This window comes from Catenuloplanes niger, assembly GCF_031458255.1.
GTDB lineage: Bacteria > Actinomycetota > Actinomycetes > Mycobacteriales > Micromonosporaceae > Catenuloplanes > Catenuloplanes niger.
In genome coordinates, this window is sequence record NZ_JAVDYC010000001.1 from 4,393,393 (window position 1) to 4,408,399 (window position 15,007).

15 protein-coding genes, 1 tRNA gene and 1 riboswitch are annotated in these 15,007 nt (G+C 70.2%); of the genes, 9 read left to right on the forward strand and 7 right to left on the reverse strand.

Going from position 1 to position 15,007, the window contains the following annotated elements:
- Positions 1-52: 52 nt before the first annotated feature.
- From J2S44_RS19370 to J2S44_RS19385, 4 genes are read right to left on the reverse strand one after another with little or no spacing between them, the layout of a single operon-like run.
- The gene (locus tag J2S44_RS19370) at positions 53-697 is read right to left on the reverse strand and encodes an aminodeoxychorismate/anthranilate synthase component II (protein WP_310415809.1); all 645 of its coding nucleotides are present in this window, start codon (positions 695-697) and stop codon (positions 53-55) included.
- Between the two features lie 2 nt (positions 698-699).
- The gene (locus J2S44_RS19375; RefSeq protein ID WP_310415812.1) at positions 700-981 is read right to left on the reverse strand and encodes a hypothetical protein; all 282 of its coding nucleotides are present in this window, start codon (positions 979-981) and stop codon (positions 700-702) included.
- Between the two features lie 4 nt (positions 982-985).
- A complete protein-coding gene (locus J2S44_RS19380; RefSeq protein ID WP_310415815.1) occupies positions 986-2,419 on the reverse strand; it encodes a class E sortase in 1,434 nt (477 codons plus the stop codon).
- Between the two features lie 5 nt (positions 2,420-2,424).
- Positions 2,425-3,225, reverse strand: a complete 801-nt coding sequence (locus tag J2S44_RS19385) for a DUF881 domain-containing protein (protein ID WP_310415818.1) — start codon at positions 3,223-3,225, stop codon at positions 2,425-2,427.
- A gap of 191 nt (positions 3,226-3,416) precedes the next feature.
- Between J2S44_RS19385 and J2S44_RS19390 the strand changes: the two genes are divergently transcribed.
- The 7 genes from J2S44_RS19390 (at position 3,417) to J2S44_RS19420 (ending at position 12,047) form a co-directional block, all read left to right on the forward strand.
- Entirely contained in the window at positions 3,417-3,683 is a 267-nt protein-coding gene (locus J2S44_RS19390; RefSeq protein ID WP_310415821.1) for a cell division protein CrgA, read from the forward strand.
- Between the two features lie 243 nt (positions 3,684-3,926).
- Positions 3,927-6,095, forward strand: coding sequence for a (Fe-S)-binding protein (locus J2S44_RS19395; RefSeq protein ID WP_310415823.1), 2,169 nt, complete (start codon positions 3,927-3,929; stop codon positions 6,093-6,095).
- Positions 6,096-6,225: 130 nt separating this feature from the next.
- Entirely contained in the window at positions 6,226-7,506 is a 1,281-nt protein-coding gene (locus J2S44_RS19400; RefSeq protein ID WP_310429776.1) for a hemolysin family protein, read from the forward strand.
- Complete coding sequence (locus tag J2S44_RS19405; protein WP_310415826.1) at positions 7,499-8,512, forward strand: hemolysin family protein; 1,014 nt, start codon at positions 7,499-7,501, stop codon at positions 8,510-8,512. The genes J2S44_RS19400 and J2S44_RS19405 overlap by 8 nt, the downstream gene beginning before the upstream one ends.
- A 293-nt stretch (positions 8,513-8,805) precedes the next feature.
- On the forward strand, positions 8,806-9,672 hold the full coding sequence (locus J2S44_RS19410; RefSeq protein ID WP_310415829.1) for a C40 family peptidase: 867 nt from the start codon (positions 8,806-8,808) through the stop codon (positions 9,670-9,672).
- Between the two features lie 168 nt (positions 9,673-9,840).
- Complete coding sequence (locus J2S44_RS19415; protein WP_310415832.1) at positions 9,841-10,734, forward strand: LamG domain-containing protein; 894 nt, start codon at positions 9,841-9,843, stop codon at positions 10,732-10,734.
- Between the two features lie 138 nt (positions 10,735-10,872).
- Positions 10,873-11,046: riboswitch (cyclic di-AMP (ydaO/yuaA leader) on the forward strand.
- 14 nt (positions 11,047-11,060) lie between these two features.
- A complete protein-coding gene (locus tag J2S44_RS19420) occupies positions 11,061-12,047 on the forward strand; it encodes a C40 family peptidase (protein WP_310415835.1) in 987 nt (328 codons plus the stop codon).
- A 40-nt stretch (positions 12,048-12,087) separates the two neighbouring features.
- On the opposite strand, the gene dcd is transcribed toward J2S44_RS19420, so the two are convergent.
- Positions 12,088-12,666, reverse strand: coding sequence for a dCTP deaminase (gene dcd / locus J2S44_RS19425; protein WP_310415838.1), 579 nt, complete (start codon positions 12,664-12,666; stop codon positions 12,088-12,090).
- Positions 12,667-12,724: 58 nt separating this feature from the next.
- On the opposite strand from dcd, the gene J2S44_RS19430 reads away from it, so the two are divergent.
- Together J2S44_RS19430 and J2S44_RS19435 are read left to right on the forward strand one after the other, a co-directional pair.
- A complete protein-coding gene (locus J2S44_RS19430; RefSeq protein WP_310415841.1) occupies positions 12,725-13,249 on the forward strand; it encodes a pyridoxamine 5'-phosphate oxidase family protein in 525 nt (174 codons plus the stop codon).
- A 47-nt stretch (positions 13,250-13,296) separates the two neighbouring features.
- Positions 13,297-13,370, forward strand: a tRNA-Gly gene (locus tag J2S44_RS19435).
- 88 nt (positions 13,371-13,458) lie between these two features.
- Here J2S44_RS19435 and J2S44_RS19440 read toward each other — a convergent pair.
- Entirely contained in the window at positions 13,459-14,634 is a 1,176-nt protein-coding gene (locus J2S44_RS19440) for a tyrosine-type recombinase/integrase (protein WP_310415845.1), read from the reverse strand.
- Entirely contained in the window at positions 14,634-14,891 is a 258-nt protein-coding gene (locus J2S44_RS19445) for a helix-turn-helix domain-containing protein (RefSeq protein ID WP_307242127.1), read from the reverse strand. The genes J2S44_RS19440 and J2S44_RS19445 overlap by 1 nt, the downstream gene beginning before the upstream one ends.
- Positions 14,892-15,007 lie beyond the last annotated feature (116 nt).

Consider the following 15,007-nt stretch of genomic DNA (forward strand, 5'->3'; position numbering starts at 1 on the left):
GTCACGGCCCTCGGCCGTTTCAGCTGGGCGATCGAGCCGGGTGCGGTGCGGGTCAGACGAACGCGCCGAGGCGGCGGGTCTCCGCCTCCGCGGCCAGCTCCGGCGCGCGGTCCCGGGCCGAGGGCAGGCCGCAGGCGGCGAGCCAGTTGGCCAGCATGGTGTGGCCGCCCTCGGTGAGCACCGACTCGGGGTGGAACTGCACGCCCTCGACCGGCAGCGTGCGGTGCCGCATCGCCATCACCACGCCGGACTCGGTCGTGCCGGTCACCTCGATCTCGTCCGGCAGCGTCTCCGGCACCACGGCGAGCGAGTGGTACCGCGTCGCGGTGAACGGGTCGGGCAGGCCGGCCAGCACGCCGTCACCCTTGTGCGAGACCAGGGACGTCTTGCCGTGCAGCAGCTCCGGCGCGTGCGTCACGGTGGCGCCGAACGCGGCGCCGATCGCCTGGTGGCCGAGGCAGACGCCGAAGAGCGGGATCTCCCCGGCGTACGCCCGGATCACGTCCATCATGATCCCGGCGCGCTCGGGCGTACCCGGGCCGGGGGAGAGCAGGACCCCGGCGGCGCCGGCGCGGCCGACGTCGGCGACCTCGATCTCGTCGTTGCGCCGCACCTCGCACTCGGCGCCCAGCTGGCCGAGGTACTGCACGAGGTTGAAGACGAACGAGTCGTAGTTGTCGATCACGAGAATGCGCATCGTCAGCTCGCCGTCGGCTCGGGGTTGTTGGTCGTGGTGTCGTAGGGCACGTCGTGGCCGTCACCGGGGCCGGGCGTGCCGTCGCCGGTCCCGTCACCGCCCGGCGCATGCGTCGTGGTGCCGAAGTCGTCGCCGACCTGCACGTCGTCGAACGGCAGGATCGGTTCCGCCCAGGGGAAGACCACGAACCAGAGCAGCGCCACCAGCCCACCGGTGATCAGCAGTGAGCCCGCTATCCTGCCGGGCGTGCCGAACGGCAGCTTGCGCCAGATCCACGCGTACATGTGATTACTCCAGGACCGAGGGCTTCTCGCCGGGCACGCGGGGTTCCTGACTGCTCAGCTCCGCGTGGATGATCAGCCGCTCGTAGTTGTCCAGCTTCGGGTTGCAGGTGGTCAGCGTGAGCATGCTCTTGGTCGGCTCGGCGCCCGGCTGGTTCGGCACCGGCGCGACCACCTCGACCTGGTTCGGCTTCACGATGTGCTCCATCGTGACCTGGTAGATGTACCAGGAGTCCTTCGTCTCGACCACGATCGGATCGCCCTCGACCAGCTCGTCGAGCGCCCAGAACGTGGCCCGGTTCCGGTGGCCGGCGATGGAGAAGTTGCCGACCTCGCCGGGCATCGCGCTGTTCGGGTAGTGACCGGGCGCGTACCGGATGTCCTCCGGCGTGACGCCCTGGTTGACCACCCACCGCTTGTCGAGCCGGGGGATGTAGAGCCGGCCGACCGGGCCGTCCGGCGCCGCCTCGGCGGAGACGGTCGGGGTCGGGCCGACCGTGGGCGCGTTGTCCCAGGCCTGGTTGAGCTGCTCGTCCAGGTCGCTCTGGTGCGCGTCGACGACCGCGCCGGAACCCCAGACCTCGTACGCCGCGAAGAGCAGCACGATCAGGCCGAAGGTGATCATGACTTCGCCGGCGCCGCGCACGACCGCCATGGTGCGGGTGAACCAGGTGGGCCGGGTCAGCTCGGAGTAGACGCTCTTGTACCCGTCCTCGACCCGCTCCGCGCGCAGCCGCACGACCTTGGCGCCGCGCGGGACCTTCTGCTCCGCGTGCTTGCCACCGCCACCGCCGCCGTCCGGCGCGGCCGTCTCGTCCTTGCGCGGTCGGGTGCCGTCGCCGAGTATCGCGCCCATCATCATCGTGGGCTCCGCGATCGGCGACGCCGGCGCGGCGGGGGCGGACCGGTGCGGTCGTGCCGGGGCCGTGGCGGGCAGCTGCGTCGTCTGGTCGGTGAGCGGTGTGCCGCGCGCCGGGGACGCGGCCGGCCGGGCCGTGGTCGTGTCCAGTGGCGGCGTGGCCTGGCGCGGGGACATCGTCGGCGGCCGCGGGCCGGCCGGGCGGGCCGGCAGCGGCGCCGTGGTCTGCGTGTCGGCGGACGCACCGAACGAGCCGTCCGGCGGCGTCTTGGGGAAGGGCGACGGCCGGCGGGTGTGCGGCGACGGCGGGTTCGGCGCGGTGCCCCCGTAGACCCGCGGGATTATCGCGGTGCTCTCCGCGCCCGGCGGACTCACCGGCGCGGGCGGCTGCGGCACCGCGGACGGCTGCGGCACCGCGGACGGCCGTGGCGGCACCGACGGCGCGGGCGGCTGCGGCGGCGGGGGCGGGGGCGGGGGCGGCGGCGCGGGCGGGTCCGGCTCGGCGGGCGCGGGTGAGTACGTACTCGCGGCGTACGTCGCGGGCTGGCCGCGGCGACCGGACGGCGGCTTGTCGCTGTTCATCGGGGTCACCCGGGGACATCCGCCGAGCGCAGGGCGGTGGATCCGTCATACGCCGGCACGGTGGTGTTCCCTTCCACGGTTTCTCGATAACCCAGCCCGTAATCGGCCACCGCCTGGCGGAAGGCCTGGACCCCGGACGACGACGCGAGGGACGCCCGCATCGACTCCGGATCGCCGATCGCGATGATCTCGAAGGGCGGGGAGTAGTTCCGCCCGTGGAGAAGCAGCGTGTTGCCGACACAGCGTACCGCGCTGGTCGAGATGACCCGAACTCCCATAATCGACATCGCCTCGGCCCCACCGGCCCACATCGCGTTGACCACGGCTTGCACGTCGCCCTGGTGCACGACGAGGTCGTCGTTGGTGGCGCCGTCCGTGGCGTCGGTGTGCGGCGCGTCGTCCAGCACCACGCGCATGCCGGGACCGCCCAGCGCGGTGAAGCCGGCCCGCTGCTCGTAGGTGCCGGCCCGGTCGTTCTGCGCCTGCACCGAGCTGTTCGACGAGCCCTGCGCGTCGGTCTGCGCCCGGACGTCGTCGCGCAGCGCGTCGGCCCGCTCCTCCGCGGCCTCCACCCGGTCGCGCTCGTCCTCGATCAGCTGGGCCAGCTGCGGGCGGCGGTCCTCGCGCAGCGCGGTGCCGGCCGCCGTGGTCGCGCTGGTGGTGAACAGCAACCCCGCGGCCAGTGCGATCACGGGCGTGCCGATCGACCAGACGGTGGGCTTGCGGCCTCGCCGCCCGGGTGGCAGCGCGCCGGTGGCGCGCCGCAGCACCTGCCGCCAGGACCGGACGTCGTCGGTGTACTCCACGCCTGTTCGTCCTCCCCGTACCCGCCGACCGCGACCTGTGACAGTTTCTTTGCGGCCCGTCGATGCTTTAGCGCGCCGCCTTGACTACGCTAACGAACGAACAGTAGTTCGCCACGGACCACCGCCGCTCTCGCCGGTCGCCTGGTCAGCGGGCGACCCGGATCCAAGACGGCAACCACCAGGAGAACGCAGTGCCTAAGTCGCAGGTCCGCAAGAAGAAGGTCTACACCCCGCCCGCCGAGCTCGGGCCGGCGAAGACCGGTGCGGCGGCTGGCAAGCCCAGCCCGGTCTGGGTGCCGGCGCTCGCCTGCTTTCTGCTGATCGCCGGCATCGCCTGGCTGGTGCTCTACTACCTGTCGAGCCAGCAGTACCCGGTGGGCACCTGGGGTTACTGGAACCTCGGTGTCGGCTTCGGCTCGATGGTCGCCTCCCTGATCGTCTTCACCAGGTGGCGTTGACGCGTGCTCGGGTGCTCCCGGTCCGCGGAGAGCGCGGACCGGGAGCGCACGTGTCAGCGCACCCCCGGGCGTGGTCGGGCGGTTTCCGGCTCGCGGGGCGCTTAGGGTGATCCCGCTGGGGCCGTGGGTTATGGGCTGCGAGATGCTTCACGTTACGGCGCGCCTGTAGTTACTCGCGGGTAATCGGGCGCGTAGGCTGCTGAGAGACTGCAGCCGTTCGCAGCAGCCCCGGGAGGCCTTCGCATGGGCAGCGTCCAGATCGCGACGACGATCGTCGCCTTCGCCATCACGGCCGTCGCCGTCGTCCTGGCGGTCCGCGCGGTCCGCCAGATCGTTCAGGTGATCCGGCTCGGGCAGCCGGCGCCGGAGCGGTTCTCCGACCCGCTGTCCCGCACCGTGGTCATGCTCAAGGAGACCGCGGGCCACACCCGGATGTTCAAGTGGAGCCTGATCGGCGCCGCGCACTGGTTCGTGATGGTCGGCTTCCTGGTGCTGTTCCTCCTGGTGGTGGAGGCGTACTTCGAGGTCGTCACGCCGACCGGCGAGCTGCCGATCATCGGGCACTGGCTGGTCTTCGGCTTCGCGACCGAGTGGATCGGCATTCTCGGCATCGCCGGCATCGTCTACCTGATGGCCGTGCGCCTGGCGAACCGGCCGAACCGTCCCGGCAGCCGCTCCCGCTTCACCGGCTCGACGATGTGGCAGGGCTACTTCGTCGAGTGGGTCGTGCTGCTGGTCCTGATCTTCGGTTTCCTGATCCGCGGCTTCAAGGTCGCGACCGACCACTTCGCCTACCCGGTCTGGGCCGCGCCGCTCAGCCACGCGGTCGGCTCGGTGCTGCCGGCCTGGGAGGCCGGCCCGAGCGTCGCCGCGATGTTCAAAATCATGATCTCGATGACCTGGCTCATCGTGATCTCGCTGAACGTCACGATGGGCGTCGCCTGGCACCGGTTCCTGGCGTTCCCGAACATCTGGTTCAAGCGTGAGCCGGCCAAGGCGGCCGGGTCCGGCCTCGGCCCGCTCAAGCCGATGACCAGCGAGGGCAAGCCGCTCGACTTCGAGGAGGCCGACCCGGAGAAGGACCAGTTCGGCGTCTCCCAGGTCGAGCAGTTCACCTGGAAGGGCCTGCTGGACTTCTCCACCTGCACCGAGTGCGGCCGCTGCCAGTCGCAGTGCCCGGCGTGGAACACCGGCAAGCCGCTGTCGCCGAAGCTGCTCGTCCTGTCGCTGCGCGATCACGCCTACGCCAAGGCGCCCTACCTGCTGGCCGGTGGCGGCAAGGATCTGATGGGCGAGGAGAAGGCCACCGAGGCCCAGCTCGCGCACATGGACGTGCTGGCCGTCGCGGAGGGCAACCGGCCGCTGATCGGCACCGAGGCCGAGATGGGCGTGATCGACCCGGACGTGCTCTGGTCCTGCACCACCTGCGGCGCCTGCGTGGAGCAGTGCCCGGTCGACATCGAGCACGTGGACCACATCGTCGACATGCGCCGCTACCAGGTGCTGATCGAGTCGAACTTCCCGTCCGAGGCCGGCGTCATGCTGCGCAACCTGGAGAACAAGGGCAACCCCTGGGGCTCGCCGCAGAACACCCGCGAGGACTGGACCAAGGGCCTGGACTTCGAGATCAAGCGGGCCGGTGGCGGCGAGGACTTCGAGTACCTGTTCTGGGTCGGCTGCGCCGGCGCGTTCGAGGACAAGGCGAAGAAGACCACCCGCGCGGTCGCGACGCTGCTGCACGAGGCCGGCGTCGACTTCGCCATCCTGGGCGAGGGGGAGACCTGCTCCGGCGACCCGGCCCGGCGGATCGGCAACGAGTTCATCTACCAGATGCTCGCCCAGCAGAACGTGGAGACGCTGAAGGAGGCGAACGTCAAGAAGATCGTCGCCACCTGCCCGCACTGCTTCAACACGCTCGGCAACGAGTACCGGGACCTCGGCCTGGAGGTCGAGGTCGTGCACCACACGGAGCTGCTCAGCCACCTGGTCGCGACCGGGAAGCTGACGCCGGTCAACCAGCTCGACGGCGGCGTCACCTACCACGACCCGTGCTACCTGGGCCGGCACAACCGGGTGTTCGCGCCGCCGCGCGAGGTGCTCGGCTCGGCCGTCAAGGACGGCCTGACGGAGATGCCGCGCAACCAGGAGCGTTCGTTCTGCTGCGGCGCCGGTGGCGCGCGCATGTGGATGGAAGAGAAGATCGGCAAGCGCATCAACATCGAGCGCACCGAAGAGGCATTGGCCACGAACGCGCAGACCATCGCGGTCGGCTGCCCGTTCTGCTACACGATGCTCGGCGACGGCGTGAACGCCAAGGGCAAGCACGAGGACGTCGAGGTCGTCGACGTGGCCACGGTGCTGCTGCGCTCTCTCGACGTGAAGGCCAAGCCGGAGGACGTACCGTCTGCGTAAGATTTTGAGCTTTTGATGCTTTACCGCGGCACCCGGGGAAGACAAGGATCTACCCCAGGTGCCGCGGTGATGTGCGGCAGGATAAGGCCGAGGTGAATCGATCATCGACGGGCTCCTAGTCACCACACTGCTGCCGCTGGTCATCTTCGCTCTGCTCACTGCCGGCAACGCGTTCTTCGTGGCCGCGGAGTTCGGCCTGGTCACGGTGGACCGGGTGGAGATCGAGCGGCGGGCCGAGGCCGGTGACCGCGGGGCCCGAGGCGTGCGCGCGGCACTGCACGAGCTCTCGTTCCAGCTCTCCGGCGCGCAGCTGGGCATCACGATCACGGCGTTGCTCACCGGCTATCTGGCCGAGCCCGCGCTGGCGAACCTGATCGACCCGGCGCTGCGCCCGCTGCTCGGCCCGCGGGTGGAGGTGGTCGCGCCGCTGCTCGCGCTCGTGGTCGCCACGCTCTTCTCGATGCTCTTCGGCGAGCTGGTGCCGAAGAACGCGGCGCTGGCCCGGCCGATGCGCGCCGCGCTGCTCACCGCCGCGCCGATGCGCGTCTTCACCGCGCTCTTCGGCTGGCTGATCCGCGCGCTCAACGGCGCCGCGAACCGGGTGGTCCGCGGCTTCGGCATCGAGCCGCAGGAGGAGCTGGCCAGCGCACGCTCCCCGGACGAGCTCGGCCTGCTGGCCACCATCTCGGCGAACGCGGGCGAGATGTCGGCCGAGACCGCGGCGCTGCTGCGGCGCACGATCCGGTTCGCCGACAAGCGCGCGGCCGAGGCGATGACGCCGCGGGTGGACGTGGTGGCGCTGCGGGCCACGGACACGGTCGCGAAGCTCATCACGCTGGCCCGGCAGACCGGGCGCACCCGCTTCCCGGTGTACGAGCGGACGCTCGATCAGATCACCGGCGTGGCCGGCGTGCCGGACGCGCTCGGCGTGCCGCTGCACCGGCGCGCCACCACCACGGTCGCCACGGTCGCGCGCGAGCCGGTGCTGGTCCCGGAGAGCCTGGACCTGGACGGCGTGCTGGCGGCGCTGCGGGCCGGCAACGCGGACCTGGCGATCGTGGTCGACGAGTACGGCGGCACCGACGGCGTGGTCACGGTCGAGGACCTGGTCGAGGAGCTGGTCGGCGAGATCGCGGACGAGCACGACGTCGCCGAGCTGACCCCGGACCCGCCCGGTGACGAGCGGAAGCTGCTGGTCGACGGCGTGCTGCGGGAGGACGAGCTGCTGGAGCAGACCGGCTTCCGATTACCGGAGGGGCCGTACGAGACGCTCGGTGGCTTCCTGATGGCCCGGCTCGGCCACATCCCGGTGCCGGGCGAGACGGTTCGCGCCGACGGCTGGGAGTTCACCGTCGTCTCGGTGGAACGGCACCGGATCGAGCAGGTCAGGATCGTGACGCCGGATGCTTGAGATCGGCCTGACCGTGCTGCTCCTGCTCGGCAACGCGTTCTTCGTCGGCGGCGAGTTCGCGCTGATCGCGTCCCGGCCCACCGTGCTGGAACCGCTGGCCGAGACGTCCGCCCAGGCCCGGCTCGCGCTGGCCGCGATGAACCAGATCCCGCTCATGATCGCCGGAGCCCAGCTCGGCGTCACGATCTGCTCGCTCGGCCTGGGTGCGATCGCGGAGCCGGCCATCGCGCACCACCTCGAGGCGCCGTTCCACGCGCTGCACGTGCCGGAGCCGGCCGTGCACCCGATCGCGTTCACGCTCGCGCTCGGCCTGGTCGTCGGCCTGCACACGGTGCTCGGCGAGATGGTCCCGAAGAACATCACGCTGGCCGGCCCGGAACCGGCCGCGCTCTGGCTCGGCCCCGCGATGCTGGCGTTCTGCACCGCCACGAAGCCGCTGCTGCTGGCGATGAAGTGGGCGTCCCGGCGGCTGCTGCGGCTCGGCGGGATCGAGACCTCGGACACCGCGAAGACGGTGTTCACCGCGGACGAGCTGGCCGGGCTGGCCAGCCAGGCACAGGCGGAGGGGCTGCTCGGCGACGAGGAGCACGCGCGGATCACCGGCGCGCTCGCGCTGAGCCGGCAGACCGCGGCCGACGCGCTGCGCGACTGGCTGAGCGTGGTGACGGTCTCGGAGGACGTGTCACCGGCGTCGCTGGAGGTGCTCTCCACCCGCACCGGGCGGTCGCGGTTCCCGGTGGTGCAGCGCTCCACCCGCCGGGTGCTCGGATTCATCCACGTCAAGGACATCCTGGGGTACGAGGCGGAGGTGCGCCGCCGTGCCGTGCCGGCCGAGGTGATCAGGCCGCTGGCGGTGGTGCCACCGGACCGTACGCTGGCGGATCTGCTCATCGGGATGCGGCGCGAACGAAAACACATGGTGCTGGTCAGCGACGGCCGCGCCCCACTCGGAATTCTGACGCTGGCCGATGTGCTTACTGCGGTGGTTGGTGGCGATTTAGTGTAACGATTAGTGTTGGCGCGAGTGCGGTACGAATTGGTATTCGCCATTGGGTTGATAACGGACGGGTAAACGTCCTAAGGTGAGGCTCCGTTACTCCGCCGGCACTATCCATTCCGGTCCGGCAGACCTCTCACCCCCCTCGGAGGCGAGCCCCGGTGACGCCAAGGCTCTCGTTGCGTCCCCATCGCGTGGTCACCCGCGCATTCCTCTCGGCCGGCGCGGCTGTCCTGTTCAGCCTGACGCTGTTGTCCGCCCCCGCTCACGCTGAGCCCACCCTCGCGCAGATCGAGGCTCAGATGGACGAGAAGTGGGCCGAGCTCGAGCCGATGATCGAGGAGCACAACAAGGTCCGCAGCGACCTCAAGGGCAACCAGAAGAAGCGGTCCGAGCTCGAAGCGAAGATGAAGCCGCTCAACGACCAGATGCAGGTCGCGATCGACAAGGTCGGTGTGATCGCCAACCGGTCGTACCGGGAGGGCCCCGCCTCCGGCCTCAACTCGATCCTGCGGACCAGCTCGCCGACCGCGCTGACGGACCAGCTCGTCTACCTGGACCGGCTGGCCGCGGGCGAGCGCGCGGACATCCAGGCCGTGGCCGAGGCCCGCACCGAGATGGACAAGCAGAAGGCCGAGCTGGACAAGATCGTCTCCGAGCAGGAGAAGCGGGAGAAGGAACTCGCGACCAAGAAGACCGCGGTCGAGAAGGAGATCAAGGAGCTCGAGAAGCTGCAGGAGGAGGCGTACGGTTCGGTGGCCAACGTCCCGAGCAGCGGCAGCACCTCCGGTGGCGGCTCCTGTTCGGCCAGCGGCGCGAGCGGTGCGGCCGCGGTCGTCGTGGCGACCGCCTGCGCGCAGCTCGGCAAGCCGTACGTCTTCGGTGCGGCCGGCCCCGGCTCGTTCGACTGCTCCGGCCTGGTCGCCTTCGCCCACAGCGCGGCCGGCGTCGGCCTCCCGCACAGCACCGTCTCCCAGTGGAACATGGGTACGGCGGTGAGCGGGTCCGAGGCGCGCGCGGGTGACGTGGTGTTCTTCAACAGCAGCCTCAGCCACGACGGCATCTACCTGGGTGGCGGCATGATGGTGCACGCGCCGCAGCCGGGCATGTCGGTCGAGGTGCTCAGCATCAACGTGATGCCGGTGGTCGGCTTCCGCCGCTACGTCTGACGTCGCACTTCACGGGCAGGAGCCCGCACCGGACGTACCGGTGCGGGCTCCTGCTTTTGCATGATTTTGCCGTGGGCTCCGGTGGGTGGGCCGGGTGCCGCAACCCGCAATACCCACAATGGGGGAATGTCCGAAAAAAGCCGTATGCCGGGAAAGCTGACGGGCCGGGTGGCTGCGGTCGCCGTGGGGGGTGCGGTGCTCGCACTGCTCACCGGCGCGATAGTGGTCTCCGGTGGAGAACCCACCCCGTCCGTCCCCACTCCCGCCCCGTCCTCCGCTTCCCCCTCCGCCGCCCCCACGCTGTCCGCCTACGCCGCCCCCACGCTGTCCGCCTACGCCGCGGAACCGTTTGTCGACGACGGCGGGATCGAGGTGGTCCCGCCGGCCGACGAGCCGGCCCCGACCGAGGTGGCCCGGGTCGCGCCGCGGCCGGTCACGGTGCGGTACACATTCGACGGCGGGGCCGGCCGGCAGTTCCTGGACGTCACCGGCCGGTACGGCATGCGGGCGCGCACCGCGGCCGGCGGCGCGCTCCGCCTCACCCGGCACGGCGGTGGCTGGGCCGCCACGTTCCCGGCCCGCTGCACCGCGCTGCCGCAGAACTGCCCGCGCGCGATCCTGGAGGGCGGCGACCCGGTCACGCTCAACCCCGGAACCCGCCGCCTGCGGTACGGCGCGTCCGTGCTGATGCGGCCCACGGACACCGCCGACGGCGCGAACGTGGTGCAGAAGGGCTTCTCGGTCGGCGGCGGCACCCAGTACAAGCTGCAGGTCGACGGGCTGGACGGTCGGCCCAGCTGCGTGGTGGCCAGCCCGGCCCGCATCTACCGGGTGGTCGCGCCGGTCCGGGTGGCCGACGGGCGCTGGCATGCGGTCGGATGCGTGCGCAACGGCGGCGCGCTGTCGATCAACGTGGACGGTGTGGCGCGCGGGACGACGAAGCTGCCGGCCCGGCTGTCCATCGCGAATACCGAGCCGCTGCGAATCGGCGGCAAGAGCGTGACCGCCAACAACGATCAATATGCCGGCCAGGTCGACGATGTATATGTGACGATCAATTGACGGACAGTTGCATAACGTACGGCTACCACCCTTTTACGCACCGATTTTTGGGGTAGATCCGCTTGCGGTGTCCGTTTTGCCTCTCTAATCTTGGGGTTCGCCGGGCTCGATGACGCGCGACCATCAGCGGTCGCCGCGAGCCTGACACCGCCGAATCATCCACGCGATGAACCGGGGACCCAAGCAGCACTCGGGGTGAATCCGCCGGCCACGGCCGGCGGTAGGGCGATGACCCTGTGGTGGGCGCTACTGCACCGGCCCTCACCCGCCCGAACCCGTCAGCTAACCCGGTAGGCGGTCAGGGACACAAGGGAGCACACACTTCGGTGGCAGGCATTGCCGCACTCCGAAACCGGTCCGTCGTCGTCGGCGCGATGTGTGCGCTGACCACCGCCCTGGTGGTCACGCTCGGCGGCACCGCCGCCCACGCGGAGCCGAGCGTGGCCGAGGTGGAGAAGCAGATCGACGAGGCGTGGACCCAGCTCGAGCCCACGGTCGAGAAGCACAACTCCACCCGCCAGGAGCTGCAGAAGAAAAAGAAGCAGGCCGAGGTGCTCGGCGCCAAGATCCAGCCGTTGCAGGCCGAGGTCGACCTGGTCATGGGCCGGGTCGGCCTGCTCGCGGCCGAGGAGTACAAGACCGGCCCGGTCAGCACGCTCGGCTCGATCCTGGTGACCGGCTCGCCGACCACGCTCACCAACCAGCTCGAGATCCTCGATCACTTCGCCCGCACGCAGGGCCGGGAGATCGCCGAGGTCGTCGCGCTGAAGGAGCAGCTGGAGGCCGAGAAGGCGCCGCTCGACGCGCTCGTCGCCGACCTCACCAAGCAGGAGGCGGAACTCGCCACGAAGACCAAGGAGATCAACTCCGAGGTCGAGGAGCTGCAGAAGCTCCGGCTCCAGATCTACGGCAACGGTGGCGGCGGCGAACTGGCCCCGGCACCCTGCCCCTACGAGTACCCCGGCGGCAAGCGCGGTGTCGTGATCAAGTTTGCCTGCGCGCAGATCGGCTCGCCGTACGTCTGGGGCGCGGCCGGCCCGGACGCCTACGACTGCTCCGGCCTGATGCTGGCGGCGTACAACCAGGTCGGCATCTCGTTCCCGCACAACGCGGCCGCGCAGCGCGGACTGATGCGATCGGTGAGCCGCACCGAGCTGCAGCCGGGCGACTTCGTCTTCTACCGTGCCGACCTCAGCCACGTCGGCATGTACGCCGGTGACGGGTGGGTGGTGCACGCACCGAACCCCGCGGAGCCGGTGCGGATGATGAAGATCGACGCGATGCCGGTGCACAGCTTCGGCAGCCCGCTCTAGGTTCCCTTCGTTGAAAGGCCGCCCCTCGGGGCGGCCTTTCTCATGCCGTGGGCCAGGTGCGCCAGTTACGCCACGCGCGGCTCGGCGTCGGGCCGCGCTGGCCCTGGTAGCGGGAGCCGTAGACCTCCGAGCCGTACGGGTGCTCGGCCGGCGACGACAGCCGGAAGATGCAGAGCTGCCCGATCTTCATGCCCGGCCAGAGCGTGATCGGCAGGTTCGCCACGTTCGACAGCTCCAGCGTCACGTGCCCGGTGAACCCCGGGTCGATGAACCCGGCCGTGGAGTGCGTCAGCAGACCCAGCCGGCCCAGGCTGCTCTTGCCCTCCAGCCGGCCCGCCAGCTGATCGCCCAGCGAGATCACCTCCAGCGTGGAGGCGAGCACGAACTCGCCCGGGTGAAGCACGAACGGCTGACCCGCCGGCACCTCGACCTCGGACGTCAGGTCGTCCTGCTGCACCGCGGGGTCGATGTGCGTGTACAGGTGGTTGTTGAAGACACGAAACAGCCGATCGAGCCGCACGTCGATGCTGGACGGCTGGACCAGCGCGGCCTCGAACGGATCGAGGGCGAGCGTGCCGGCCTTGATCTCGGCGACAAGGTCCCGGTCGGAGAGCAGCATCCGGACACACTATCGTTCACGCTGGCCGTTCGAACGTGTGTTCGAGTAGGATCGTCACATGGCTACCTGGACCGTTTTCGCCACCTCACAGCCCGGTTTGGCCGCCGCCATCCGCACCCTCATGCAGCAATACGGTCCGGGCCTCGGCTACCTCGCCACCGTCCGCTCCGACGGCGGCCCCCGCGTCCACCCCGTCTCCCCGGTCATCACCGACGAAGGCCTCTTCTGCTTCATCGTCGACTCCCCCAAACGCCGCGACCTCGACCGCGACGGCCGCTACGCGCTGCACAGCTTCCCGCCCGAGGACAGCGACGACGAGGCCTACCTCGCCGGCCACGCCCACCCGGTCACCGACCTCGCCCGCATCACCCGCCTCGCCGGCGACCTCCGCGCCGAACCCCACGTCGACTGGCGCCTCTACGAATTCACCATCGACGTCGCCATGCTCGCCCGCCACGGCCGCGGCGGCGCCACCCCCCTCGCCACCGACACCACCACCGCCCGCCCCGCCGTCCAGGTCTGGCGCGACCACGCCCCCAGCGTCGAAATCGTCATCGCCGCCTCCGGCGACTCACAGGCATAGGCGCTCGCGCTGCGATCGCCCCACCAGGTAGAGTGAGGCCGCACCACGCGGGTGTAGTTCAATGGCAGAACATCAGCTTCCCAAGCTGACAGTGCGGGTTCGATTCCCGTCACCCGCTCCACGGCAAAAGCCCTGGTCAGGACAGATGTCCCAACCAGGGCTTCCGTGTTTCTAGGACTAGAAATCCGTCGCGTGCCTTCTACGTGCCATTAGACCGGCTCAGCCTCGTCCTGAGCGGCCCTCGGCGCCCGCTTGCTCGGCTTCCGCCGAGCCGCCTGCACCGCCTTGTTGATCGCTTCGGCGATCGCCCGATCGGCCTCCGAGTTGGCGTGCTGGTAGATCAGCGCCGCGCGCGGGCTGTCGTGGCCCATCCGGGTCATCAGGTCCCGCAGGCTCGCACCCGGCGCGCGGGACGCGAGCGTGTTCCCGGTGTGCCGGAGGTCGTGGAAGTGCAGCTTCGGCGCCCCGATCGCCGCGACGGCATCCGACCACTTCACGAGCTGGTTGAAGTTGCCGCGCCAGATCGTCCGGCCTTCCGCGCCGGTGAACACGAACGCGTCCGGGTCATCACCTGCAAACTCGGTGAGATGCGCCTTGACCTGTGGCAGGACGACGGCCGGCAGGGTCACCGTGCGAAGTCCGGCCCGCGACTTCGGCGGGCCGAGGACCAGGCCCGTGCCGCGCTGCTCCACGTACGCCTGACGGACGCGCACCGTACCCGCCTCAAGGTCGATGTCTCGCCGCTGCAACGCGATCACCTCACCCCACCGGAGACACCCGAAAGTGGTGACCAGGATCAGCGCGCGGTAGCGCTCCGGCACCTTTTCCGCCAGGTCGAAGACCTGGGCGACGGTGAGCACCGGCCGTTCCGCTGGCCGCTCCTGGTCTGCTCCCTTGATCCGGCACGGGTTCACCCGGATCAACTCGTCCTCCTTGACCGCCGTCATCAGGACCGCGCGCAGCAGCCGGTACGCCTTCGCGGCCATGGTGGCGGAGACGCCGTTGTCGAGCAGCTTCGTACGCCACTCCCGAACCATCGGCGTACTCAGCCGGTTCAGCGGCACCTTCCCGAGGTACGGCGTGACGTGCTTGCCGAGCAGCCACGTGTAGAGGTGCACCGTCCGGGGCCGCAGGTTCGGCCGTTCGGCGATCCAGCGCTCGGCGTAGTCCTGCAACCAGATCTTGCCTCGGTTCGGGTCGATCCACTCACTGGTGATCAGCTTCGACTCGACGATAGACAGGTACTGCTCGGCTTCCTGTTTCCGTTCGAACGTCTGCTCTCCCGGCCGCACCACACCGTCCGGGCCGGGGTAGCGCACCTGGTAGCGGCCGGACGGCAGCTTCCGGATCGCGCCGAACCGGCGGTGGCCTCCCTTGCCCGGCATCAGGCCACACCCCGCAGCCCGCGCCACACGCTCTCCGGCGTCATCGGCTCAACCCTGCCGGCCGTGACGAACTCGGCCAGGTCGGTGGGATCGAAGCGCACCGAGCGACCGAGCCGGTAGAACGGGATGCGACGTTCGGCGACCAGCCGACGGACGTACCGCACGCTCATCTTGATCCGGAGCGCCGCTTCCTCGATCGTGAGCAGTTCCTCGGGCAGCACCGGGGCAACGGTGCGGATGTCGGTGACCTTGGGCATCAGCGGCACTCCTTCCGAACGGCGGGGGATCGAGCGAGAAGCGGACTGTGAGGGATGGCCGGTTGGCCTCGGTCGCACGCTGGTTCCTCTCGGGGTGAGGCGGCTCGGCTCGGGCG

Coding starts and splice junctions, on each gene's coding strand:
- J2S44_RS19370 (WP_310415809.1), bottom strand. CDS start 697: ATGCGCATTCTCGTGATCGACAACTACGACTCGTTCGTCTTCAACCTC.
- J2S44_RS19375 (WP_310415812.1), bottom strand. CDS start 981: ATGTACGCGTGGATCTGGCGCAAGCTGCCGTTCGGCACGCCCGGCAGG.
- J2S44_RS19380 (WP_310415815.1), bottom strand. CDS start 2,419: ATGAACAGCGACAAGCCGCCGTCCGGTCGCCGCGGCCAGCCCGCGACG.
- J2S44_RS19395 (WP_310415823.1), top strand. CDS start 3,927: ATGGGCAGCGTCCAGATCGCGACGACGATCGTCGCCTTCGCCATCACG.
- J2S44_RS19405 (WP_310415826.1), top strand. CDS start 7,499: ATGCTTGAGATCGGCCTGACCGTGCTGCTCCTGCTCGGCAACGCGTTC.
- J2S44_RS19410 (WP_310415829.1), top strand. CDS start 8,806: ATGGACGAGAAGTGGGCCGAGCTCGAGCCGATGATCGAGGAGCACAAC.
- dcd (WP_310415838.1), bottom strand. CDS start 12,666: ATGCTGCTCTCCGACCGGGACCTTGTCGCCGAGATCAAGGCCGGCACG.
- J2S44_RS19430 (WP_310415841.1), top strand. CDS start 12,725: ATGGCTACCTGGACCGTTTTCGCCACCTCACAGCCCGGTTTGGCCGCC.
- J2S44_RS19440 (WP_310415845.1), bottom strand. CDS start 14,634: ATGCCGGGCAAGGGAGGCCACCGCCGGTTCGGCGCGATCCGGAAGCTG.
- J2S44_RS19445 (WP_307242127.1), bottom strand. CDS start 14,891: ATGCCCAAGGTCACCGACATCCGCACCGTTGCCCCGGTGCTGCCCGAG.